Below are 22,025 nucleotides of genomic sequence, written 5' to 3'. Positions count from 1 at the left end.
CGCGAACAACGGCTACATGTCCGGCTTCGGCAATGAGTTCGCCACGGAGGCGGTTGCCGGCGCGTTGCCGGTCGGGCGGAATTCGCCGCAGCGTGTCGCCCATGGTCTCTATGCCGAACAGCTGAGCGGCACCGCCTTCACCGCGCCACGCCACGCAAACCGCCGTAGCTGGCTGTACCGCATCCGCCCGGCGGCGATGCACGGGCAGTTCTCGCTGCTCGGCCATCCGCATTTCCATAACGACTTCGGCGATGGTCCGGTCACGCCCGACCAGTTGCGCTGGAATCCGCTGCCGATTCCATCGGCGCCGACCGATTTCGTCGATGGCCTGTTCACCATGGGTGGCAACGGCTCGGCGGCGGCGCAGCACGGCATCGGCATCCACTTGTACGCGGCCAACCGCGACATGCAGGGGCGCTACTTCTACGACGCCGATGGCGAATTGCTGATCGTGCCGCAGCAGGGCCGGCTGCACATCGAAACCGAACTCGGCACGCTCGATGTCGAACCGCATGAGATCGCGGTGATCCCGCGCGGCCTGCGTTTCCGCGTCGCGCTGCCCGATGGCGATTCTCGCGGCTACATCTGCGAGAACTTCGGCGCCTTCCTGCGCATCCCCGACCTCGGTCCGATCGGCAGCAACGGCCTGGCCAATCCGCGCGATTTCCTGACGCCGAACGCGGCCTATGAAGATGTCGAAGGCGACTTCGAGCTGATCGCGAAATTCCAGGGCCATCTGTGGCGCGCCGACATCGGCCACTCGCCGCTGGACGTCGTCGCCTGGCACGGCAACCACGTGCCGTACAAATACGACCTGCGCAAGTTCAACACCATCGGTTCGATCAGCTTCGACCATCCCGATCCGTCGATCTTCCTGGTGCTGACCTCGCCGTCGGATACGCCCGGCGTTGGCAACATGGACTTCGTGATCTTCGGGCCACGCATGCTGGTCGCCCAGGACACCTTCCGCCCGCCGTGGTTCCACCGCAACATCGCCAGCGAATTCATGGGCCTGATCCACGGCGCCTACGACGCCAAGGCCGACGGCTTCGTGCCCGGTGGCGGTTCGCTGCACAACTGCATGACCGGCCACGGCCCGGATGCCGAGACGTTCGAGAAAGCCAGCGCCGCCGATACTTCCAGGCCGCATGCGATCACGGACACCATGGCCTTCATGTTCGAATCGCGCAACGTGATCCGTCCGGCGCAACAGGCGATCGACGCGGCGCACCGCCAGCGCGACTACCAGCATTGCTGGGCCGGTTTGCAGAAGCACTTCGATCTCGGGAAGAAGTGATCAAGCAGGCTCCTTGGCCTGCGAATTTCCCTGGCGCGTGGCGACGCGTTGATTTATCCGGCTCGGGGCAGGGCTTGTCGCGGCGCCATTTCGAACCGAACCACGTTGCTGCCGGTGTCGGCGGCCGATAAGTCGTTGACGATCATCTGCTGCCACGCCGCTTCGATTCCGGCGAGATAGGCCTCGGGCACGATTTCCTTCAAGCGTTCGGCCACGCGTTCGCACACCGAGGCCTTGGTCGCTGTGCGCAGCCAGGTCAGCGCATCGACCAGCGCCAGCGCGCGTTCGTCGTCGTCCTGCGCCGTCTGCAGCGCGACCGCCAGCGATGCCGCTTCCGGCGTGCGTTGCAGTTGCAGCATGTCGATCATGTACATCTTGCAGGCCGCCATCGAGCGCCGCGATTGCGTTGCGCGCGGGGGCGTCGAGGCGACTGGGGCTGCTGCCGCGGCAACGGCGGGCACGGGAGCCGGGGCTGCCGGTGCTGCAGGTGTTTCCGGCGCGGGTGTCGTGGCCTGGCGCGGACCTCCGGCGAGACGACCGAACAATCCCTTGCCTGCCGACGGTGTCGGTGATGGCGCCGCGGCCGCGCCTTGCGCGAGATAGCCCGAGGCGATCAGCGACTGGATCATCCCCAGCGAATCGACGCCGAGCATCGAGACGATGTCATTGAGGTTGCGCTGTCCATCGCAGAGGATCAGTACCTGGCGTTCGCGCCGGCCCAGTTCGGTGCCGGTGCGGGCGAGCGTGGCGCGTGCGAGTTCGGTCTTGTGCAGCAGCATGTCGGGGGCAACATGTGGGTCGGGAGGACTGCAAGCTAGTTGTCGCCGATGTACGTTCGATGACGCTGGCGTGGCAACGCCTCTCGCGAATGAGCGAAACTACGGAAATGCCGGACCACGTCACGAAATCCGTTCGCTTCGACATGCGCATGCGGGCCATGCGCGCGTTGCAGGAATTCTTCCGGCTGGAAGCGGCGGGCGGATTGCTGCTGATCGTGGCTGCGGCCTTGGCATTGGCCATCGCCAATTCGCCGTGGCAGGCCGTTTACGCGCAATGGCGTGGCCATGCATTGCACTGGATCAACGATGGCCTGATGGCGGTGTTCTTCCTGCTGGTGGCGCTGGAGATCAAGCGCGAAACGGTGTCGGGGCAATTGTCCGGAAGAGGGCAGCTGTGGTTGCCCGTGGCCTGCGCCTTCGGCGGCATGGTCGTTCCGGGCATCTTCTATGTCGTGCTTTCCGGCGCTGACCCGGGCGCGCAACGCGGCTGGGCGATTCCCACCGCGACCGATATCGCGTTCTCGCTCGGTGTGCTGGCGCTGCTCGGTCGCCGCGTGCCGACCGCGTTGCGCCTGCTGCTGTCGACGATCGCCGTCGCCGACGATCTCGGCGCGATCCTGATCATCGCGCTGTTCTATGCCGGGCAGTTGTCGTGGCTGGCATTGGCCGGTGCGGTATTGGCGTGGCTGCTCATGGTTGCGCTGAATCGCAAGGGCGTCCGCAGCGCGTGGCCGTACCTGCTCGTCGGCGTGGCGATGTGGGCCTGCATGCTCCTTTCGGGCGTGCACGCGACACTGGCGGGCGTGGTCACGGGGTTGATGATTCCGCATCGCGCCGCCATCGATGACGACACAAGCGAGACGCCGCTCGAATCACTCGAACACGCGCTGCATCCATGGGTGGCTTACGCCATCCTGCCGATCTTCGCCTTCGCCAACGCCGGCTTGACCCTGCATGGCCTGCAGTTGGGCGATCTCGCGCACGGGGTGCCGCTGGCGGTGATCGCCGGACTGGCGCTCGGCAAGCCGCTCGGCATCTGTGCCGGCGCCCTGTTCTGCCATGCCACGCGTCTTTCCACGCTGCCGGCGGGAATTTCGCCGGGCGCGTTGCCCGGACTCGGCATGCTCTGCGGAATCGGCTTCACCATGAGCCTGTTCATCGCCTCGCTGGCATTCGGCGGCGATGGCCAGCACTTCGATGGCGCGGTGCTCGGCGTGTTGTGCGGATCGCTGATCTCGGCCTTGCTCGGATTGGCGTGGCTGCGTTTCGTCCCGCGTCGCGTCGATCAGGTTTCCGGCACTGGCGGCGATACCGCCTGACGACCGCGTTGCAGCTGGCGGATGGCGATGACGAACACGCCGCCCAGCACCAGCGCGCCGCCGATCCATACCCGCGTTCCCGGGCGATCGCCGTAGAAGGCGATGCCGAGCGCCATCGCGAACACCGGCACCAGCAGCAGCCACGGCATCAGTTGTGCGACCGGACGCCGTTGTACCAGGTAGTAATACAAGCCGTGGCCGAGCAGCGACGATGCATAGGCTGCGAACGCCGCGCCGAACCATGCCTTCCACGACACCTGCGGCAGGTGCGCGATCGCGCCCGGTTCAAGCCATGCGCTCAATGCCAGCAACGGGAGGATGCTGAGCGCGGCCATCCAGCCTTGCTGCGACCACACGCTGATGCCGGACTGTCCCTTCATCATGATGGTGGCGATGGCCAGCATCAATGCCGCCGTCAGCATCGCCAACGACGCCATCGGTTTCGCCAGCACGTCGGGATCGAGGCCGAGCACCAGCACGCCGACGAAACTCGTCGCGATCGCCAATCCGGTGCGCCAGCCGAAACGTTCGCCGAGCAGCCACCACGCCAGCAGCGTCGTCATCGGCACATAGCTCTGCATCAGGATGGCGGGCGAGGTCAGTTGCCCGGCCAGTTTCACCGCGACGAAGCCGAGGGTGAAATGCAGCACGCCGACCAGCAGCGAACTGGCGATCAACCGTGGCCATTGCGCGGGTGGCGGTCGCCGGATCAGCGGCAGCAACACGACCAGCAACAGGATGAAGCGCAGTGCGGTGAACAGGATCGGCGGCACTTCGCGCAGCGCGATCGCCGAGGTCAGGAAATTGCAGGCCCAGGTCAGGCAGACCAGCATCAGCAGGGCGATATCGCGCCCGCGCAGGTCGCCCGCCGCCATTTCAGTACGCGATGCCGAGCTTGCGATAGAGCTTGGCGAGCACCCACAGCGGGCCGATCAGCAAATAGGTGAGGTCGGTGAAGAAGCTGGGCTTGCGTCCTTCGATCTTGTGGCCGATGAACTGGCCGATCCACGCTACAACGAACACCGCCAGCGCCAGCCACGTCAGTTGCATGCCGCCGATCGCGCCATGCAGCCAGCGCATGCTCCAGGAAATGACGATGAAGACCAGCAACATGCCGAGCCCGAGTGGTCGCGACAACCGGAAGTAGTACGACCACGCGATGAACATCGCCAGCGCCGCCCACAGTCCCTGGCGGAACAGCGAGCCCGGCACCGGGATGCACCACAGCAATGCGATCACCGACCAGAAAATCGCCGGCACGCAGACGACATGGATCAACTGGTTGGTCGGATTGACGTGGTCGCCCGAATAGCTCGAGAACCAGCGATCGACCGGGCGTTCGGCTTGGGTGTTCATGCGTCGATTCCTGCAAGGCGTTGCAGCGCTTCCGCGTACTTGGCGCGGGTCTTGGCGATCACGTCGGCGGGCACGTTCGGACCCGGCGCGCGCTTGTTCCAGTCCAGCGTTTCCAGATAGTCGCGCACGAACTGCTTGTCGTAGCTCGGCGGGCTGGTGCCGACGTGGTAACTGTCGGCCGGCCAGTAGCGCGAGGAGTCCGGCGTCAGGATCTCGTCCATCACGTACAGGGTGCCGCTGTCGTCGGTGCCGAATTCGAACTTGGTGTCGGCGAGGATGATGCCGCGTTCGGCGGCGTAGTCGCGCGCGAACGCATACAGCTTCAGCGTCGCGTCGCGCACCTGCGTCGCGAGGGATTCGCCGACCGTCGCGGCCGCCGTGGCGAAATCGATGTTCTCGTCATGGTCGCCGACCGCCGCCTTGGTCGACGGCGTGAAGATCGCTTGCGGCAACTGCTGCGCCTGCTGCAGGCCGCTCGGCAGTTCGATGCCGCTGACCTTGCCGGTCGCCTGGTAATCCTTCCAGCCGCTGCCGATCAGGTAGCCGCGCGCGATGCATTCCACCGGCACCGGCTTCAGCTTCTTGGTCACCACGCTGCGCTTGGCATACAGCCCCGGATCGACGCCGGCCGGCAGCACGCTGGCGACGTCATCGCCGGTCAGGTGGTTGGGCAGGAGGTGCGCGGTCTTCGCGAACCAGAAATTGCTGATCTGGGTCAGCATCTCGCCCTTGCCGGGAATCGGATCGGGCAGCACCACGTCGAACGCCGACAGGCGATCGCTGGCGACCATCAGCAGGCGGCCATCGTGCAGGTCGTAGACATCGCGGACCTTGCCGCGGTGGATCAGGTCGAGACCGGGCAGGTCGGACTGCGAGAGAGTGGTGGCCACGCGGGACTCCGGCAAAAAACCATTGTATCGGGCCGCCGGCAGCGGGCGGGTATCATGATGCGATGAGTGGCCACTGGACAGGACGGGCGATCGCTGCCGTGGCGGGCGCCCTGTTGATGCGCGGCAATCCGCTGATCGGCGCCCTGATCGGCGTGCTGCTGTGGATCCTCGCGCTGGAACGCCGTTTTCCGGCGAACCGTCCGGCCAACGCAGGCACCTCCGATGATCCCTATGCCGTCCTTGGCGTGAGTCCGCAGGCCAGCGATGCCGAGATCGAACTGGCGTGGCGACGCGCGGTTGCAGCGGCCCATCCCGATCGCCAGGTCGATGCCGCGGCGCGTGCCGCTGGCGAACGACGCATGCACCAGCTCAACGCGGCGCGCCGCCGCATCCAGGCCCTGCGCCGCAACCGTTGATCCAGGAAAGAGATTCCATGCAATCCACCGTCATCGCCCCATCGATCCTGTCCGCCGATTTCGCCCGTCTCGGCGAAGAGGTCGACAACGTCCTTGCCGCCGGCGCCGACTGGGTGCATTTCGACGTGATGGACAACCACTACGTGCCCAACCTCACCATCGGTCCGATGGTGTGCGAGGCGCTCCGCAAGCACGGCGTGACCGTGCCGATCGACGTGCACCTGATGGTGGAGCCGGTCGATGCGCTGGTGCCGATGTTCGCCAAGGCCGGCGCGACCCATATCAGCTTCCATCCCGAAGCCTCGCTGCATCCGCATCGCACCGTGCAGCTGATCCGTGCCAGTGGCTGCCAGCCCGGCGTGGTGCTGAATCCGGCAACGCCGGTCGACGTGCTCGACTATCTGCTGGAAGACCTCGATTACGTGCTGCTGATGTCGGTCAATCCCGGCTTCGGTGGCCAGGCTTTCATTCCGTCGACGTTGCGCAAGCTGCGCGAAGTGCGCGCGCGCATCACGGCGTTTGGCAAGCCGATCCGCCTGGAAGTCGATGGCGGGGTCAAGCCGGACAACATCGGCGAGATCGCAGCTGCGGGTGCCGACACTTTCGTCGCCGGATCGGCCATCTTCGGTCAGCCCGACTATCGCAAGATCATTGCGGAGATGAAGGCCGCGGTCGCCGCGACGCGCTGATCGCCGCGGACAAAAAAAGGGCGCCCGGAGAGGCGCCGTCGTCTCGAAATTGAATGGCGCCCAAGGGCGTCATCCGGAATATTTGGAGGCTCCATCCCCCGCGTTTCTTCCCTGCGATGGCCTTCCATGCTGCAGGTGCGTCATGACGCGCGAATGACACCGCTCCGGGACATGACCAAATGTTCATGTTGGGGCAAACCTGCGGGCAACCCGGCCGGCGCACTGTGGGCCCACGGTGGATGTCCCACCGCGTGTTGCACCCCCACACAGTCATGAGGAAGTTCAAATGAAGCTCTCCGCCCTGCTGTTCGCCGGCCTGCTCGCCTTCGGCGCCAATGTTGCCTTTGCCCAGGACGCCACTCCGGCTCCGGCCGCCGCCCCGGCTTCCGATGCCAAGCCGATGGCCAAGCATCATCACAAGAAGATGCATCACAAGAAGCATCACAAGCACCACAAGGCTGCCGCCGCCAAGACCGACGCCGGCATGGATGCTCCGAAGGACGCGACCCCGGCCAAGTAAGGGACGCGCACCCGATGCGGGGCCGCAGGGCACCCGCATCGCGGGAACCAACGAACCGCCCGCCCTGCGCGGGCGGTTTCGTCTGAAAGAACGGAGAACGGATGATGTGGCGGGTGGCGTTCATCGCGATGTTGCTGGTGATGGTGGGTGCCTCGGCGCACGCCGTGCCGGTTGCCGCTCAGGTGGCCGCGAGCGAGCCCGCAGTGACGGCGGTTGATCCCGTCGATCCCGGCAACGCCGCCGGCCATGTCCGCAAGAAAGTGGTGCGTCGCTGCGCACGCCGCAGCCATCTCGGCATTTGCGAACGCTGGAACATGCCGAAATCGGCGATGCCGGCCAAGCCCGATCCGGGTGCCGATGCACGGAATACACCGACGAAGCATTAAGCTCTCGGTTTCGGTCTGAAGCGGAGTTGGTGCATGCGGATCCTGATCATCGAGGACGATACGCAGACGGCGGATTTCGTCCTCAAGGGATTGCGCGAGGACGGCCACACCGTCGATGGCGCCAGTGACGGCCGCGAAGGCCTGTTCCTCGCCACCACCGAACAGTACGACGCCATCGTCATGGATCGCATGCTGCCGGCCCTTGATGGCCTGACCGTGCTGCGCACGCTGCGTGGCGCCGGCAACCGCACGCCGGTGCTGCTGCTCACCGCGCTCGGCGATGTCGAACATCGCGTCGAAGGATTGCGCGCCGGCGCCGACGACTATCTCGCCAAGCCGTTTGCCTACGCCGAACTGAGCGCGCGCCTCGACAGCATCGCGCGTCGCGGCAATTCCGGCGGTTCCGAACCGGTGCGGCTGAAAGTCGCTGACCTCGAGCTCGACCTGCTCAAGCGCGAAGCGGTCCGCGCCGGCAAGCGCATCGAACTGCAGCCGCGGGAATTCCGCCTGCTCGAATACCTGATGCGCCACGCCGGGCGCGTCGTCACCCGCACCATGCTGCTGGAATCGGTGTGGGACTACCATTTCGATCCGCAGACCAACGTCATCGACGTCCACATCAGCCGCCTGCGCCAGAAGATCGACAACGGCTTCGATCGTCCGCTGCTGCAAACGGTGCGCGGCGCCGGTTATCGACTGGACGGCTGAGATGGCGCCGTGGCGCTCCACCAGCCGGCGCCTGGCGTTGATGGTGTCGGCCGCCTTCCTGCTGGCCTTCATGTTGATCGGCGCCGGCGTGTATTTCGGCGTATCGGTCCTGCTCGAGAAGGACAGCCAGGATGTGCTGCGCCTGCAGACCGCCGGCCTCCTCGATGTCGCGCGTTCCGGCGGCATGCCGGCGTTGCGCCAGGAAGTGCAGTCGCGCACCGAGCAACCCGACGATCCCGACAGCGCGTTCGCGTTGTGGGATGCCAATGGCCGCCTGTTGGCAGGCACCGCACTGCCGTTGCCCGCCGGTGGCGCGACCGCCGCCGTCGGCACCAGCCACAGCTATGAATTTTCCGACGAGGACACCGACGACGATGCCCGCACGATGGCGCATGCCACGCCGCTCGGCGATGGCAGCGTGCTGGTGGTGGCCTTGCGCACGCGCGCGCAGGACGGTTTCCGGCGGCTGATGTTGCGCACCTCGGTCGCGACGCTGGTCGCCGGCATCGCGCTCGGCATGTTGCTGGGCTGGTTGGTTTCGCGCTGGGTGACCGAACGCCTGCGCGCGCTCGATGCCACCGCGCAACGCATCACCGCCGGCGACATGACGCAACGCGTCCGCGTCGACGGAAGCGGCGATGCCTTCGACCTCATGGCCCAGCGCGTCAACAGCATGCTCGATCGCATCAATGGCTTGATGGAAGGCGTGCGCGCCGCCACCGACCACATCGCCCACGACCTGCGAACGCCGCTGACGCGCCTGCGCAACCGTCTCGACGATTTGCGCGAGGACGCGGAACCGGGATCGTCGCAACGGACGTCGCTGGATACCGCGGTCAATGACACCGACCAGTTGCTCGGCACCTTCGCCGGCCTGCTGCGGCTGTCGCGCATCGAGGCGCAATCCCTCGGGCCGGACGCGCCACGCGTCGCGCTATGGCCGCTGCTGGAAGACGCGCAGGACATGTACGCGCCGATCGCGGCGGAACGTGGCATCCGCATCGAACTGGGGGGTGAAGCCGCGGACACGCACGGCGACGCCGACCAGTTGTTCCAGATGGTGTTGAACCTGCTCGACAACGCGATCAAATACACGCCCGATGGCAGCGCCGTGCAACTCGCGGTACGGCCCGATGGCCCTGTCGTTCTCATCGATGTCGCCGACCAGGGCGCCGGCATTCCCGAGGAGGACCGCCTGCGCGTGTTCGACCGTTTCGAACGCCTGGAAGCGCATCGCGGTTCGCCCGGCAGCGGGCTGGGGTTGAGTCTGGTGCGCGCGATCGCCACCCGCCACGGCGGCCGCATCGAGTTGCTCGATCACCACCCAGGCCTGCTGGTCCGGGTTACCCTTCCACGCGCCGTTGCCTGACGCCAGGCTTCAAACAAACTCATTCGCCTTCCATGCCCGACCCCGGACATTTCGTCGTTTTCGATTTCGACCACACGCTCTACAACGGCGATTCTGGCAGCCACCTGTTCGCGTGGCTGATCCGTCGCAGCTGGTGGCGCCGCCTGCTGGCACTGCTGATCCTGCCGGTCGCGGGGCCGATGGTGGCGTGGTTGCCGACGCGTCGCCACGGCATTTCGGCATTCGTCTGGGTCGGAACGGTGGGGATGCATCGCAGCCGCGACCTCGACGCGCTGATCGACGAATACGTCGCGACCCACGCCGACCAGATCCGCGCCCGCCTGCTGCCGGATGCGCTCAAGGTGCTGCACCTGCATCGCGCCCGTGGCGATACCGTGATCGTTGCGACCGGCGCGCCGCCGGAACTGGCGCGCGCCATCCTCGATTTCGTCGCGCACGACGACCTGCCGGTGATCGGTACCGAGGTCGGGCCGCGCTTCGGTGGCGTGGTGGCGACGCGCCACTGCCATCACGAGATGAAGATGGCGATGATCCGCGATGCGGGCTACACCGCGCCGATCGATGCCGCCTACAGCGACAGCACCGCCGATCTGCCCCTGTTGCTGTCGGCGCGGCGCCCGGTGGTGGTGAATCCCAAGCCCGGTTCGGTCGAGGTGTTCCGCCGCCTGCTGCGTCCGGACACGCCCATCCTCAACTGGGGCTGCCCCGGCCGCGCCGGCGATCCCGATCCTAGAGCGATGGCGCGAGGTTGAGGCGCAGCGTCTCGATCAGCGCGCCGATGTGCTCGCGCCAGGTTTCTTCCGACACGTCGCGAAACTCGCCGGCATCGTAATAGCGGCCGTAGCAATTCAGGCAGCTCTCGAAATGGATGTGCGGCTGGGCGCTGTCCACCATGTGGATCAGTTCGCGGTCGACGCAATACGGGCACGGCATCGTGCGATGGTCATCGGCATTGTTGGGGCGATCGGCCGCCACGGCGCCCGTGTCGATCGCGTCGGCCTGCTCACGCAGATGGGCGTAGGCGTTCATGCCCAGCCACAATCCCTTGCACTGTTCGCAACGCCAGGCGTCGTCTTCGGCGATCGCCAGCTTGGGCATGTTGCCGCCGCACTTGGGGCAGGTCAGGGATTTGGGAACGATGGGACTGCTGGACATGTTCAGGCGGCGCCGAGGTATTTGACGAAACGGACGGTGCCGTCGCTGTAGTTGTTGTCGCGGTAGAACTTGTGGGCGTCGGTGCGCTGCGATCCGCTGGTCAACTCGATGCGGGCGGCGCCGGCGGCGCGCGCGCGACGCTCGGCCTCGCGCAGCAACTGGCGACCGATGCCGCGCCCCTGCGCTTCCGTCGTCACCACCAGCGCGGTGATACGGCAGGTGGTCGTGTCCAGCGGCAGGTAGTACATGAAATCTAGAGCGATCAGGCCGGAGACCGCGCCATCGGAACCGCGCGCCAGCACCAAAGTCTGGCGATCGTTCTCGATGATGGTGAGGATGCGATTGGCCGCGTCATGGCGATCACAGGGATAGCCAAGCGTGGTCAGCAGCGAAGCGACATCCTCGGCATCCATCACCGAGGCCAGCCGCAGGTCGGCCTCGGGCAGGGCGCCGTATGGATCGCGGGTCACAAGGGCCTATTAGCGCTATCGGCACAGGCCATGTTGCCGTGTCCGATTGTCAGGTGGTCGCGCGCGGCGCAGCGACAGGCTGGCCGCCTGTTCAAGCCGCGCGCGACCGCATGGCGGCCGGACACGGCAACCCGAAGGGCCGCGTCAAGGCGCACGCGCTGCATCGTCATCACTCGCTCATTTATTGGCCGCCTGTTCAAGCCGCGCGCGACCGCATGGCGGCCGGACACGGCAACCCGAAGGGCCGCGTCAAGGCGCACGCGCTGCATCGTCATCACTCGCTCATTTATCGACATAAACTCGTTCGTTCTTCCTTGCATCGCATGCGCCTTGGCACGGCATGGTCTGTGCCGATAGCGCTAACAGGCCCTAGCGGCTGCCGTAGAGGACGATGGTCTTGCCGCGGGCGTGGAGCAGGCCGTCGGCCTGCAGCTTCTTCAGCACGCGACCGGCCATTTCGCGCGAGCAACCGACCAGGCGGGCGATTTCCTGGCGGGAAATGCGCAGCTGGGTGCCCTGCGGATGGGTCATCGCCTCCGGTTCCTGCGCCAGGTCGTGCAGGGTGCGCACGATGCGGTCGGTCACGTCGAGGAAGGCCAGGCGGCCGGCCTTGCGACCGGTATCGCGCAGGCGGCGGGTCAGCTGGGCGCCGATCGCGAACAGGATCTTGGGGGCGTCCGCGGCCAGCTCGCCGGTCAGCAGCTGGGTCAGGTGCTCGTAGCTGATTTCGGCCAGCTCGGTCTGGGTGCGGGTGCGCAGGGTGACTTCGCGACGCTCGGAATGGATGTAAAGGCCCATTTCGCCGACGAATTCGCCCTTGCCGTAGTAGCCCAGGATCAGTTCGTGGCCGTCCTCTTCCTCGGTCAGGATGCTGACCGAGCCATCCAGGACGTAATAAAGGGTGCTGGCCGGGTCGCCGGGACGGAACACGTCGACCCGGGACGGGTAGCGGTGGCGCTGGCAGCGGGACAGGAACCGGTCAACTGTCGCGGCATCGAGGGACAACGGGCTCGCGGGAAGGCGTTGGGCACCGATTTGCGACAGGGCGTGGTAGTTCATTCTGAACCGTATGGCATGAAATCTCCCCAAGAGTATGGCGAAGAATTGTCCACGGCAACTCGTGACCGCCACCTGCGGTCACACATGGATTCATGACGGGGTTCCGTTCAGGTTCGCGATGGCTGTCATGGCGCCGCGGTTTCGGCGGGGGGAGGTTTGCCTCATAATCGCCGCCTTGCCGGATCCTTAAGGCCCGCTGGTGATCAAGCCGCTGCCCCGTTTGAAGCTGCAAGGCTTCAACAATCTCACCAAATCGCTCAGCTTCAACATCTACGACGTCTGCTATGCGGCGTCGGAAGACGAGCGCAAGCGCTACATCGAGTACATCGACGAACAGTACGATGCCGACCGCCTGACCCAGATCCTGACGGACGTGGCGGAGATCATCGGCGCCAACATCCTCAACATCGCGCGCCAGGACTACGATCCGCAGGGCGCGTCGGTGACCATCCTCATTTCCGAGGAGCCGGTGATCGACAAGGCCGATGCCAAGGGGGTGATTTCCGACGCGGTGGTCGCCCACCTCGACAAGTCGCACATCACCGTGCACACCTATCCGGAAACGCATCCGGACAACGGCATCGCGACCTTCCGCGCCGACATCGACGTGTCGACCTGCGGCGTGATTTCGCCGCTGAAGGCCCTGAACTACCTGATCGAAAGCTTCGAGTCGGACATCGTCGTCGCCGATTACCGCGTGCGCGGCTTCACCCGCGACATCAAGGGCAAGAAGCACTTCATCGACCACAAGATCAATTCGATCCAGGACTACCTGGCCAAGAACATCAAGTCGCGCTACGAAATGCTCGACGTGAACGTCTACCAGGAAAACCTGTTCCACACCAAGATGCATCTCAAGGAATTCGACCTTGATACGTATCTGTTCGAGGAGAAGGCGAAGAACCTTTCCTTCAAGGAACGGATGAAGATCGAAGCGCGCCTGAAGCGCGAGATCGAGGAGCTCTACCAGGGCCGCAACCTGGTCGAATGACGAATGAGAAGCCGGCGCAAGCCGGCTTCGTTGTATGAGGCTTCAGATTCTGTAAGCCACCGTCTTCATCAACCAGCTGGCGGCCGTCATCACCTTCGGGATCGGGAAGGGCAGCTTGCGCGCGCCGGCCGCCTCGGCGGCGTCGGCGTGGCGGGCCTCATCGGCCTTCATCGTCTGCAGGATGGCGCGGCTGCGCGCGTCGGCGGCCGGCAGTTCCTGCAGATGTTCGTCGAGGTGGGCCTCGACCTGGCGCTCGGTCTCGACCACGAAGCCGAGGTTCCAGCCGTCCCCGCGCAGGCCGGCCAGGGCACCGATGGCATAACTGCCGGCGTACCACAGCGGGTTGAACAGGCTGGGGCGGCTGTCGAGCTCTTCCAGACGGTCGGCGCACCAGGCGAGGTGGTCGGTTTCCTCCTGCGCGGAATGCAGCAGGTGGGAGCGGGTGGCAGGGTCGCGGGCGACTGCGGCCTGGCCGAGGTAGAGCGCCTGGGCGCAGACCTCGCCGACGTGGTTGATGCGCATCAGCCCGGCGGCGTGCCGGCGCTCGGGCTCGTCCAGCACCAGGTCGGCCTCGCCGTCGCCGGGATTGGCGCGCTCGGCGACCGGGTGCCCGGCCACCGTCTGCACGGCGTTCTGGGCGTCGGCGAGCAGGGCGTCGAGGGCGGAAGGCTGGCGGAACATGGCGGGATTGTTGCACGACCCCGGAATCCGGGCTATCATTCCGCCTCTTTCGTCCCCGATTCGCACATCGCGTGGTGAAGTTCCGTCCCGGAACCAGCCCGACCATGTACCGATCACACAGAGTCAATGCTCATGAAGACCTTTTCTGCCAAAGCTGACAACGTGCAGCAAGATTGGTACGTGGTGGATGCCGAAGGGCAGACCCTCGGCCGCCTCTGCGTCGAACTGGCGCACCGCCTGCGCGGCAAGCACAAGCCGACCTACACCCCGCACATGGATACCGGCGACTACCTCGTCGTGATCAATGCCGAGAAGATCGTGGTCACCGGCAACAAGCTGCTGGACAAGAAGTACCACCGCTTCACCGGCTACATCGGCAACCTCAAGACCGAAACCCTGGGCCAGGCGCTGGAGCGCCACCCGGAACGCGTCATCGAAATCGCCGTCAAGGGCATGCTGCCGAAGAATCCGCTCGGTCGCGCGATGTACCGCAAGCTCAAGGTCTACGCAGGCTCCGAGCATCCGCACGCTGCCCAGCAGCCCAAGCCGCTGTCCTTCTGAGAACTCACATGGCTATCCAGCAGAATTACGGCACCGGCCGTCGCAAGTCCTCCACCGCTCGCGTGTTCCTGCGCAAGGGTCAGGGCAACATCACCATCAACGGTCGTTCGATCGATGAGTTCTTCGGCCGCGAGACCGCGCGCATGATCGTGCGCCAGCCGCTCGAGCTCACCCAGTCGACCGACAAGTTCGACGTCGTCGTCACCGCCACCGGCGGCGGCACCACTGGCCAGGCCGGCGCCATCCGCCTCGGCATCGCCCGCGCGCTGGTCGAATACGACGAGTCGCTGAAGTCCGAACTGCGCAAGGCCGGCTTCATGACCCGTGACGCCCGCGAAGTCGAGCGCAAGAAGGTCGGCCTGCACAAGGCACGTCGCGCAACGCAGTACTCGAAGCGCTAAAATACGTTCCATAGCCCGTTCGCCAAGCGGTAAGGCACCTGACTCTGACTCAGGCATTCGGAGGTTCGAATCCTTCACGGGCTGCCACACACCAACCGGTTCGCCGGACGCAAAAGCCCGCCTCGGCGGGCTTTTCGCGTTTTATAGTGGGATGAACATGAGCGACATCAGCTTCCCTCCACCGTACACGCCACTGGCGCGACTCCATGAAGCCGTGCGCACGCGCGGTTTCGCGGTGTTGTCGCCGGCGGATGTCGCGGCATTGGCCGGTGTCGACGAGGGCGCATTCGATGCATTGCTGCCGTCGTGGAATCATCTCGAACCCGATGGCTATCTGCGCGATGGCGGGCGCTATCGCCGTCGCCGTCATTCCAGCTTCATCGTCGAAAACGATGCCTTGGCGTTGCAGCCGCATCGCGCGCACTGGCAGCCGGTGGAATACAACGCGCTCCATGGCGGCATGCAGCGCTGGTTCGAGCCGATCGAGGAGGCGACGCTCGCGCAATCGGTCTGGTCGAAGCTGTTGCTGGCGCTCGCGTCCGCCTGCAGCGCGCTTGCCGCGAATCCGCCACACTGGCACGTCGAAGCGCACCAGTTCCGTATCGATACCGCCGATGGCATCGGCCGGCCGACGCCGGAAGGCGCGCATCGCGATGGCGTCGATTTCGTCGCGGTGTTGCTGGTGGGGCGCGTGGACATCATCGGTGGCGAGACGCGGGTGTTCGATGTCGCCGGCCCCGATGGCCAGCGTTTTACCCTCGATGCCCCGTGGAGCCTGTTGTTCATGGAGGATGCGCGCGTCATCCACGAATCGACGCCGATCCGTCCGCGCCAGGGCGCGGCATCCGGCCATCGCGACACGCTGGTGGTGACGTATCGCGCCAGTGGTTTCCTCGGCAGCGATTGAAAAGTTACAATTGAAACCAACGACACATCCATCATTTTGAGTCTGAGGGCGCGATGAAACTGGGTTCACTGAAGGAAGGCGGACGCGACGGCACCCTGATCGTGGTTTCGCGCGATCTCGGCAAGGCCGTGCGCGCCACTGCGATCGCGCCGACGCTGCAGCGCGCGCTGGAAGACTGGTCGAACGTGGCCCCGCGCCTCAACGCACTGTCCGAAGCCTTGAACGCCGGCAACGCCGAAGGTGCGTTCGATCTCGACATGGCCGATCTCGCCGCGCCGATGCCGCGCGCCTACGAGTTCGTCGATGGCAGCGCCTACCTGCCGCACGTTGAGCGCGTGCGTCGCGCCCGCGGCGCCGAAGTGCCGGAGAGTTTCTATGTCGATCCGCTGATGTACCAGGCGGTGAGCGCCGGTTTCTATGGCCCGCGCGACGCGGTGAAGGTGACCAGCGAGGACTACGGCATCGATCTCGAAGCCGAGGTCGTGATCGTGACCGACGACGTGCCGATGGCGGTGACGCCGGCCGATGCCGCCGCGCACATCCAGCTGGTCGGCCTGGTCAACGATGTCAGCCTGCGCGGCCTGATTCCGCCGGAACTCGCCAAGGGCTTCGGCTTCCTGCAATCCAAGCCGCGTTCGGCGTTGTCGCCGGTGTTTGTGACGCCGGACGAGTTGGGCGATGCCTGGAAGGACAACAAGGTCCACCGTCCGATGCTCACCCACATCAACGGCAAGTGGTTCGGTGCGCCGGAAGCGGGCGTCGACATGCAGTTCGATTTCGCGCAACTGGTCGCGCACGCCGCCAAGACGCGTCCGTTGACGGCCGGCACCATCGTCGGTTCCGGCACGGTTGCAAATGAAGACACTTCGCTCGGCGCATCCTGCTTTGCCGAGCAGCGCACCGTCGAAACCCTGCGCGACGGCAAGCCGTCGACGCCGTTCATGAAGTTCGGCGACACCGTGCGCATCGAGATGCTGGATGCCGAAGGCAAGACGATCTTCGGCGCGATCGAACAGAAGATCGAGCGCGCGGGTTGATCATGGCCGACGCGTCGCTCCGGCTGTTTGCCTATTGGCGTTCGAGCGCGTCCTATCGCGCGCGGATTGGTCTTGCATTGAAGGAACTGCAATACGAACTGGTGCCGGTCCACTTGCTGAACGATGGCGGGCAACAGCATTCGCCCGAACACCATGCACGCAATCCCCAGGAGCTGGTGCCGGCACTCGAACATGATGGCCGCATGCTCGCGCAGTCGCTGGCAATCCTCGAATACCTCGACGAGGTCTGGCCGGATCGTGGAGTCCGTCTTCTTCCGGGCGATGCCGTGGACCGGCAACGCATCCGCGCGCTGGCCCAGGCGATCGCCTGCGAGATCCAGCCGCTCGGCAACCTGCGCGTGCTGCAGGCGTTGACGCGCGACTTTGGCGCCAGCGAGGAGCAGCGCTTGGCGTGGGCGCGGCACTGGATCGAACTGGGCCTCGGCGCCGTCGAGGAAATGCTGTCAAACGCACCGCGGCAGGGTCGCTATTGCTTCGGCGATGCGCCGACCCTGGCCGATTGCATGCTGGTTCCCCAGCTCTACACCGCGCGTCGCTTCGGAGCCGATATCCAGGCGTTCGAGCGCATCATCGCGATCGATGCGGTATGCGCGCAGCATCCGGCCTTCATCGCCGCGCATCCCGACAACCAGCCGGACGCGCCGAAGGCCGCCTGATCGCGAATGACGAAACGGCACCCGTGGGTGCCGTTCGTTCGATCAATACATGTTCTCGAAGCCCTGGCTCAGGTTGGGCATCGTTGGTGGCGTGATCGCCTCGTCCTTGCCCGGCGTCTTCGGTGCTTCCGCTGCCGGCTCGGCTGCCGGGGAAGGTGCGGATGCGGCCGCGGCTTCCTGGGCCTTGAAGATTTCGGCGTAGGGATCGTGGTCGGCGTCGGCGCCTTCCGACAGGCGGAATTTCACGGCGAGGCCGTCGCGCGAGTCGGCGGCGTTGAGCGCTTCTTCCTGGGTGATGCGCCCGGTCTTCGCCAGCTGGAACAGCGACTGGTCGAAGGTGTGCATGCCTTCCTCCAGCGATTCCTCCATCGCCTGCTTGATCGCATGGACCTGTCCGCGGCGCATCAGGTCGCGGATGTGCGGCGTATTGATGAGCAACTCGGTGGCGGGCAGGCGCTTGCCGTCGACGCCCTTCACCAGGCGCTGCGAAATCACCGCGTGCAGGTTGAGCGACAGGTTCATCAGCACGTTCTTGTGCGCGGCTTCCGGGAAGAAGTTGAGGATGCGTTCCAGCGCCTGGTCGGCATTGTTGGAATGCAGCGTCGCCAAACATAGGTGGCCGGTTTCGGCGAAGGCGATCGCCGCCTCCATGATCTCGGCGTCGAGGATCTCGCCGATCAGGATCACGTCGGGCGCTTCGCGCATGGCATTGCGCAGCGCGCTGTGGAAGCCCTTGGTGTCGATGCCGACTTCGCGCTGGTTCACCAGCGAGCGCTTGTGGCGGTGCAGGAACTCGATCGGGTCCTCGATGGTGAGGATATGGCCGGTCATCGTGTTGTTGCGATGGTCGATCATCGACGCCAAGGTGGTCGACTTGCCGGAGCCGGTCGAACCCACCACCAGCACCAGCCCGCGCGGGGTGCTGATGATGTCGCGGAACAGCGGCGGCAGCTGCAGCTCGTCGATGCTCGGGATCTGGGTGCGGATGGCGCGGATCACCATGCCGACCTCGCCGCGCTGACGGAACACGTTGACGCGATAGCGCCCGGCATCGGCCAGCATCAGGCCCATGTTGAGCTCCATCTCGCGCTCGAACGTGGCCTGCTGTTCCTCGTCCATCAGCGAATAGGCGATCCGCTTGACCAGTCCCGGCGGCAGCGGCGAGGTGCCGAGCGGGTGGATCTTGCCTTCCACCTTGATGTGGATGGGCGCGCCGGTGGTCAGGAACATGTCCGACCCGTTCTTCTGGGTCATCAACTGCAAGAAATTGGTGATTTCCATGGCGGGGGGACCTGGAACCCGGAACCTGAATTCGATCTTCACATGGCAGCACGCCGGCGCCATTTGTGCAAGCGCGGGCACAGGGAGATTTCCACCATTCGTGGCCGTATGGAAGGCGTTTATCCGTTCCCTTCAACTTCAATGCGGCCCGGGACTTGCGGGCCGGGAAGGCAGGGGAGTAGGGTCGAATCGTGGTCAATCCACCGATCCCCCACGGCGCCGGCGGCGCCCACAACCCAGGAGGTTCTGCGATGTTCGAAGGGCAACCCCAGGAATCGATCGAGACGTTGATGAAGGCCAACCCAGAGTTCCGCCAGCTGTATTACCGACACCAGGAACTCGACCGCAAGACCGCCGAGGCCGGACTTGGCGTCCTTCCACTCGATGATGCGACCCTGGGCAGCATCAAGCGCGAAAAACTCCAGCTCAAGCAGCAGCTCAACCGGATCTACGCCGACCTCAGCCACTGACGGCGAGACAAGCCAACACGAAGCCGGCGCGGACGCAGAGGCGTCTTCGCCGGCATTTTTGTGTTCACGATGAGGCCACTTGATCGGCGATAATGGCCGATCGTCACATTCTGCGTGCCCGCCGTCCATGAGCCGATCGAATACCGTCCGCGAGCTGATCAAGCGCGCCCCGATCACCACCAACCCGGCCGATCCGCTATCCGAGGCCTATCGTCTGATGCGCGAGCACGACGTCTCGCAGCTGCCTGTCCTCGATGGCGACCACATCGCCGGCATCGTCGACGAGTCCGACATCCTGCTGCACGTCTATGGCGATCCGAAGCGCTTCGCCGATCCGGTGTCGATCGCGATGGTCACCCGCCTCGAGCTGACCCCCGCCGATGCGTCGCTGGAAACCCTGCTGCCGATCTTCGAGCGCGGCCATGTGGCGATGATTGCGGAGGGCGGGAAATTGACGGGGCTGATTACTCGGGTGGATTTGCTGGATTGGTTGGGTGAAAAGCGTTGAACGGACGGTGGTCTGAGCGATGAGTTCGACAATCCATTCGGGCTACTTTGCCCCCCTAGCCATCATCAAGCATCGATTTCTTCTGCACCAGCTCATCCGCCGAGATGTTCTGGGACGCTACAAGGGATCATGGCTCGGATTATTGTGGTCGTTCTTCAATCCCCTGCTGATGCTGTTTGTTTATACCTTCTTCTTTACCGTTGTTTTCAAGGCGAAGTGGGGGACTGACGCGTCGGGAAATAGGGCGGAATTCGCAATCTTTGCTTTCGTCGGGATATTGGTTCACGGCCTCGCAGCCGAATGCATCAATCGCGCTCCCGGACTGATTACAGGGCATCAGAATTATGTGAAGAAAGTGGTATTCCCGCTGGAAATCCTTCCCATGGTTTCGCTTGGGACGGCATTGTTCCATTGCGGGGTCAGTGTTGTGGTTTTGACTCTTGTGCAAATCATGCTGGGGGCGCCACTTCACTTTACGGCGTTTCTCTTTCCATTGGTCCTGTTGCCGCTGGTGCTGCTGATTCTTGGGGTTTCATGGTTCCTTGCGTCGCTAGGAGTCTTCATCAGGGATGTTGGGCAAGTTACAGGGCTAGTCATGACGATCTTGTTGTTCATATCCCCTGTATTCTTCCCCGTGAGCGCCATGCCGGAAGGGTTTCGGAAATGGCTGGAATTCAACCCCTTGGCAGCGGTGATCGAGAATGCACGCGCTGTTCTTTTGATGGGTGTCGTCCCGGATCCAAGGCAATGGGCATTCGCATGCCTCATCTCCTTGGGGGTCGCATGGTTGGGTTTTTGGTGGTTCGAAAAAACAAAGCGCGGATTTGCTGATGTCCTCTGAAATTGCCATTCAAGTCCAAGGCTTGAGCAAGTGCTACGAGGTTTACTCAAAACCCCTGGATCGCTTGATGCAATTCGTTGCTCCTGCCTTCTCGAAGTTCAGGAGTCAGTCGAATTTTTATAAGGAGTTTTGGGCGCTCTCCGATATCAACTTTGAAGTTCACAAAGGGGAAAGTGTTGGCATTTTGGGGCGGAATGGTTCCGGGAAATCAACCTTGCTGCAGCTCATTACCGGAACTCTCGCGCCAACGACAGGTGTCGTGCGCACATCCGGTCGGATTTCCGCGCTCCTAGAGCTGGGTTCTGGTTTTCACCCGGACTTTACAGGGCGGGAAAACGTTCATCTTGGCGGGGCGATGCAGGGTTGGTCGCCCGATGAAATGGATCAAAGGTTTGCTGCCATAGCTCAATTTGCCGACATCGGCGAATTCATGGACATGCCCGTCAAAACATATTCAAGCGGCATGTACGCACGGTTGGCATTTTCGGCGGCCATCCATACGGATCCCGAGATACTCATCGTCGATGAAATACTGGCCGTCGGTGATTCGGCTTTCCAGCAGAAGTGCATCAAGCGCATCTATTCGATGATGGATCGTGGCGTTTCGGTCCTTCTTGTTTCCCACGATGCATATCAAGTGCGTTCGATTTGCCAAAAAGCCCTGGTGCTGCGGAATGGGCGTCAGGTTTTTTTCGGGACAGCCACGCGTGGAATGGATGAGTACATCTCCATCTTGAGCGAGGCTGAACAGGAGCCCGGTGCAGACGGCCAAAACTTCGAGCCTGACGTGCAAAGTGATGCGCCTGAAATTGCGCCGACCAATGGATTCGCCATCACGATCCATGATGTGGAGATGCGCAATCCGGAGACCACCGGATGCACTGATGCGATCCAGAGTGGGGATCCTGTCGAGATCTCATTCGAGTACCGGGTACATGGGCAGTACGACGGAGATCTCAGCTTCGTCATCAATCTCTACCGCGACGATGGCATCTACGTGTTTGGGGCGACTACCTCCATGCGCAAGCTGGCACCGTATGATGCGATGCTGCGCGGGCGCGTTACTGCACATTTTCCGAGCCTCAAGCTTGTGTCAGGCAACTACAAATGGAGGGTCGCCGTCAACGATGGACGAGGTCTCCACATCATCGCGGAGGCCGTTCCGGTCTGCCCTTTCGTTGTTGAAGATGACTTCCGTGCAGTCGGAGTCTACGATATCGATCACGATTGGCATGCAGTTGCTATTGTCGGCTGAGA

General features: G+C 64.1%; 27 protein-coding genes, 1 tRNA gene and 1 pseudogene. 20 read left to right on the top strand and 9 right to left on the bottom strand.

Annotated elements, in window-relative coordinates; translation table 11 throughout:
* The first annotated feature begins 16 nt into the window (after positions 1–16).
* Positions 17–1,297, top strand: a complete 1,281-nt coding sequence (gene hmgA, locus ABE093_RS04700; RefSeq protein ID WP_430760086.1) for a homogentisate 1,2-dioxygenase — start codon at positions 17–19, stop codon at positions 1,295–1,297.
* Between the two features lie 53 nt (positions 1,298–1,350).
* Here the strand turns inward: hmgA and ABE093_RS04695 are convergent, their stop codons facing one another.
* Complete coding sequence (locus ABE093_RS04695) at positions 1,351–2,076, bottom strand: hypothetical protein (protein WP_430759677.1); 726 nt, start codon at positions 2,074–2,076, stop codon at positions 1,351–1,353.
* A gap of 89 nt (positions 2,077–2,165) precedes the next feature.
* Here ABE093_RS04695 and nhaA point away from each other — a divergent pair, with 89 nt between their 5' ends.
* Positions 2,166–3,395 carry a Na+/H+ antiporter NhaA gene (gene nhaA / locus ABE093_RS04690; protein ID WP_430759676.1) on the top strand — a complete coding sequence of 410 codons (1,230 nt, stop codon included), beginning with the start codon at positions 2,166–2,168 and terminating at the stop codon, positions 3,393–3,395.
* Here nhaA and ABE093_RS04685 read toward each other — a convergent pair.
* From ABE093_RS04685 to ABE093_RS04675, 3 genes are read right to left on the bottom strand one after another with little or no spacing between them, the layout of a single operon-like run.
* Positions 3,362–4,270, bottom strand: coding sequence for a DMT family transporter (locus tag ABE093_RS04685; RefSeq protein ID WP_430759675.1), 909 nt, complete (start codon positions 4,268–4,270; stop codon positions 3,362–3,364). The genes nhaA and ABE093_RS04685 overlap by 34 nt on opposite strands.
* Before the next feature lies 1 nt (position 4,271).
* Positions 4,272–4,751: a DUF962 domain-containing protein gene (locus tag ABE093_RS04680; RefSeq protein WP_430759674.1), complete on the bottom strand. Its 480-nt coding sequence runs from the start codon at positions 4,749–4,751 to the stop codon at positions 4,272–4,274.
* The gene (locus tag ABE093_RS04675) at positions 4,748–5,641 is read right to left on the bottom strand and encodes a phosphoribosylaminoimidazolesuccinocarboxamide synthase (RefSeq protein ID WP_430759673.1); all 894 of its coding nucleotides are present in this window, start codon (positions 5,639–5,641) and stop codon (positions 4,748–4,750) included. The genes ABE093_RS04680 and ABE093_RS04675 overlap by 4 nt, the downstream gene beginning before the upstream one ends.
* A 62-nt stretch (positions 5,642–5,703) precedes the next feature.
* Here ABE093_RS04675 and ABE093_RS04670 point away from each other — a divergent pair, with 62 nt between their 5' ends.
* The 7 genes from ABE093_RS04670 to ABE093_RS04640 all read left to right on the top strand — a co-directional run bounded on the left by ABE093_RS04670 (position 5,704) and on the right by ABE093_RS04640 (position 10,481).
* Positions 5,704–6,057: a DnaJ domain-containing protein gene (locus ABE093_RS04670; protein WP_430759672.1), complete on the top strand. Its 354-nt coding sequence runs from the start codon at positions 5,704–5,706 to the stop codon at positions 6,055–6,057.
* A 17-nt stretch (positions 6,058–6,074) separates the two neighbouring features.
* Positions 6,075–6,746 (top strand): ribulose-phosphate 3-epimerase, encoded by a 672-nt coding sequence (rpe, locus tag ABE093_RS04665; protein ID WP_430759671.1) that lies wholly within the window; start codon positions 6,075–6,077, stop codon positions 6,744–6,746.
* Positions 6,747–7,032: 286 nt separating this feature from the next.
* Positions 7,033–7,266 (top strand): hypothetical protein, encoded by a 234-nt coding sequence (locus ABE093_RS04660; protein ID WP_430759670.1) that lies wholly within the window; start codon positions 7,033–7,035, stop codon positions 7,264–7,266.
* Between the two features lie 101 nt (positions 7,267–7,367).
* The gene (locus tag ABE093_RS04655) at positions 7,368–7,652 is read left to right on the top strand and encodes a hypothetical protein (protein WP_430759669.1); all 285 of its coding nucleotides are present in this window, start codon (positions 7,368–7,370) and stop codon (positions 7,650–7,652) included.
* Positions 7,653–7,685: 33 nt separating this feature from the next.
* Positions 7,686–8,360: a winged helix-turn-helix domain-containing protein gene (locus ABE093_RS04650; RefSeq protein WP_430759668.1), complete on the top strand. Its 675-nt coding sequence runs from the start codon at positions 7,686–7,688 to the stop codon at positions 8,358–8,360.
* A gap of 1 nt (position 8,361) precedes the next feature.
* On the top strand, positions 8,362–9,729 hold the full coding sequence (locus ABE093_RS04645) for an ATP-binding protein (protein WP_430759667.1): 1,368 nt from the start codon (positions 8,362–8,364) through the stop codon (positions 9,727–9,729).
* A gap of 32 nt (positions 9,730–9,761) precedes the next feature.
* Entirely contained in the window at positions 9,762–10,481 is a 720-nt protein-coding gene (locus ABE093_RS04640) for a haloacid dehalogenase-like hydrolase (RefSeq protein ID WP_430759666.1), read from the top strand.
* Here ABE093_RS04640 and ABE093_RS04635 read toward each other — a convergent pair.
* The 3 genes from ABE093_RS04635 to crp form a co-directional block, all read right to left on the bottom strand.
* Positions 10,459–10,884, bottom strand: coding sequence for a zf-TFIIB domain-containing protein (locus tag ABE093_RS04635; protein ID WP_430759665.1), 426 nt, complete (start codon positions 10,882–10,884; stop codon positions 10,459–10,461). The two genes, ABE093_RS04640 and ABE093_RS04635, sit on opposite strands and share 23 nt — an antisense overlap.
* Before the next feature lie 2 nt (positions 10,885–10,886).
* Positions 10,887–11,354, bottom strand: a complete 468-nt coding sequence (locus tag ABE093_RS04630; protein ID WP_430759664.1) for a GNAT family N-acetyltransferase — start codon at positions 11,352–11,354, stop codon at positions 10,887–10,889.
* A 369-nt stretch (positions 11,355–11,723) separates the two neighbouring features.
* The gene (gene crp / locus ABE093_RS04625; protein WP_430759663.1) at positions 11,724–12,413 is read right to left on the bottom strand and encodes a cAMP-activated global transcriptional regulator CRP; all 690 of its coding nucleotides are present in this window, start codon (positions 12,411–12,413) and stop codon (positions 11,724–11,726) included.
* Between the two features lie 199 nt (positions 12,414–12,612).
* On the opposite strand from crp, the gene speD reads away from it, so the two are divergent.
* Positions 12,613–13,404: an adenosylmethionine decarboxylase gene (gene speD, locus ABE093_RS04620; protein WP_430759662.1), complete on the top strand. Its 792-nt coding sequence runs from the start codon at positions 12,613–12,615 to the stop codon at positions 13,402–13,404.
* Positions 13,405–13,446: 42 nt separating this feature from the next.
* Here speD and coq7 read toward each other — a convergent pair whose 3' ends face one another.
* Positions 13,447–14,085: a 2-polyprenyl-3-methyl-6-methoxy-1,4-benzoquinone monooxygenase gene (coq7, locus tag ABE093_RS04615; RefSeq protein WP_430759661.1), complete on the bottom strand. Its 639-nt coding sequence runs from the start codon at positions 14,083–14,085 to the stop codon at positions 13,447–13,449.
* A 132-nt stretch (positions 14,086–14,217) separates the two neighbouring features.
* Between coq7 and rplM the strand changes: the two genes are divergently transcribed.
* The 6 genes from rplM to maiA all read left to right on the top strand — a co-directional run bounded on the left by rplM (position 14,218) and on the right by maiA (position 17,668).
* Positions 14,218–14,646 carry a 50S ribosomal protein L13 gene (gene rplM, locus ABE093_RS04610; RefSeq protein ID WP_430759660.1) on the top strand — a complete coding sequence of 143 codons (429 nt, stop codon included), beginning with the start codon at positions 14,218–14,220 and terminating at the stop codon, positions 14,644–14,646.
* Positions 14,647–14,654: 8 nt separating this feature from the next.
* Positions 14,655–15,047: a 30S ribosomal protein S9 gene (gene rpsI, locus ABE093_RS04605; protein WP_430759659.1), complete on the top strand. Its 393-nt coding sequence runs from the start codon at positions 14,655–14,657 to the stop codon at positions 15,045–15,047.
* 12 nt (positions 15,048–15,059) lie between these two features.
* Positions 15,060–15,134 (top strand) — tRNA-Gln (locus tag ABE093_RS04600).
* A gap of 70 nt (positions 15,135–15,204) precedes the next feature.
* Positions 15,205–15,954 carry a 2OG-Fe dioxygenase family protein gene (locus ABE093_RS04595; RefSeq protein ID WP_430759658.1) on the top strand — a complete coding sequence of 250 codons (750 nt, stop codon included), beginning with the start codon at positions 15,205–15,207 and terminating at the stop codon, positions 15,952–15,954.
* A gap of 53 nt (positions 15,955–16,007) precedes the next feature.
* Complete coding sequence (locus tag ABE093_RS04590) at positions 16,008–16,991, top strand: fumarylacetoacetate hydrolase family protein (protein WP_430759657.1); 984 nt, start codon at positions 16,008–16,010, stop codon at positions 16,989–16,991.
* A 2-nt stretch (positions 16,992–16,993) separates the two neighbouring features.
* Positions 16,994–17,668 carry a maleylacetoacetate isomerase gene (maiA, locus tag ABE093_RS04585; protein ID WP_430759656.1) on the top strand — a complete coding sequence of 225 codons (675 nt, stop codon included), beginning with the start codon at positions 16,994–16,996 and terminating at the stop codon, positions 17,666–17,668.
* Between the two features lie 162 nt (positions 17,669–17,830).
* On the opposite strand, the pseudogene ABE093_RS04580 reads toward maiA, so the two are convergent.
* Positions 17,831–18,949 (bottom strand): annotated as a pseudogene (locus ABE093_RS04580) (PilT/PilU family type 4a pilus ATPase); the annotation flags it as partial.
* 251 nt (positions 18,950–19,200) lie between these two features.
* Here ABE093_RS04580 and ABE093_RS04575 point away from each other — a divergent pair.
* From ABE093_RS04575 to ABE093_RS04560, 4 genes are all read left to right on the top strand, one after another.
* Positions 19,201–19,419 (top strand): YdcH family protein, encoded by a 219-nt coding sequence (locus ABE093_RS04575; protein ID WP_430759655.1) that lies wholly within the window; start codon positions 19,201–19,203, stop codon positions 19,417–19,419.
* 127 nt (positions 19,420–19,546) lie between these two features.
* Positions 19,547–19,927 (top strand): CBS domain-containing protein, encoded by a 381-nt coding sequence (locus ABE093_RS04570; RefSeq protein ID WP_430759654.1) that lies wholly within the window; start codon positions 19,547–19,549, stop codon positions 19,925–19,927.
* 19 nt (positions 19,928–19,946) lie between these two features.
* Positions 19,947–20,768 (top strand): ABC transporter permease, encoded by an 822-nt coding sequence (locus ABE093_RS04565; protein ID WP_430759653.1) that lies wholly within the window; start codon positions 19,947–19,949, stop codon positions 20,766–20,768.
* On the top strand, positions 20,758–22,023 hold the full coding sequence (locus ABE093_RS04560; RefSeq protein WP_430759652.1) for an ABC transporter ATP-binding protein: 1,266 nt from the start codon (positions 20,758–20,760) through the stop codon (positions 22,021–22,023). Before ABE093_RS04565 ends, ABE093_RS04560 begins: the two co-directional genes overlap by 11 nt.
* Positions 22,024–22,025: the final 2 nt, after the last annotated feature.

Origin of the sequence: Solilutibacter silvestris (assembly GCF_050574925.1) — a bacterium.
GTDB classification, from domain to species: Bacteria; Pseudomonadota; Gammaproteobacteria; order Xanthomonadales; family Xanthomonadaceae; genus Solilutibacter; species Solilutibacter silvestris_A.
Note: the sequence above shows the minus strand (reverse complement) of the source record. Positions and strands in the feature narration are given on the sequence as shown.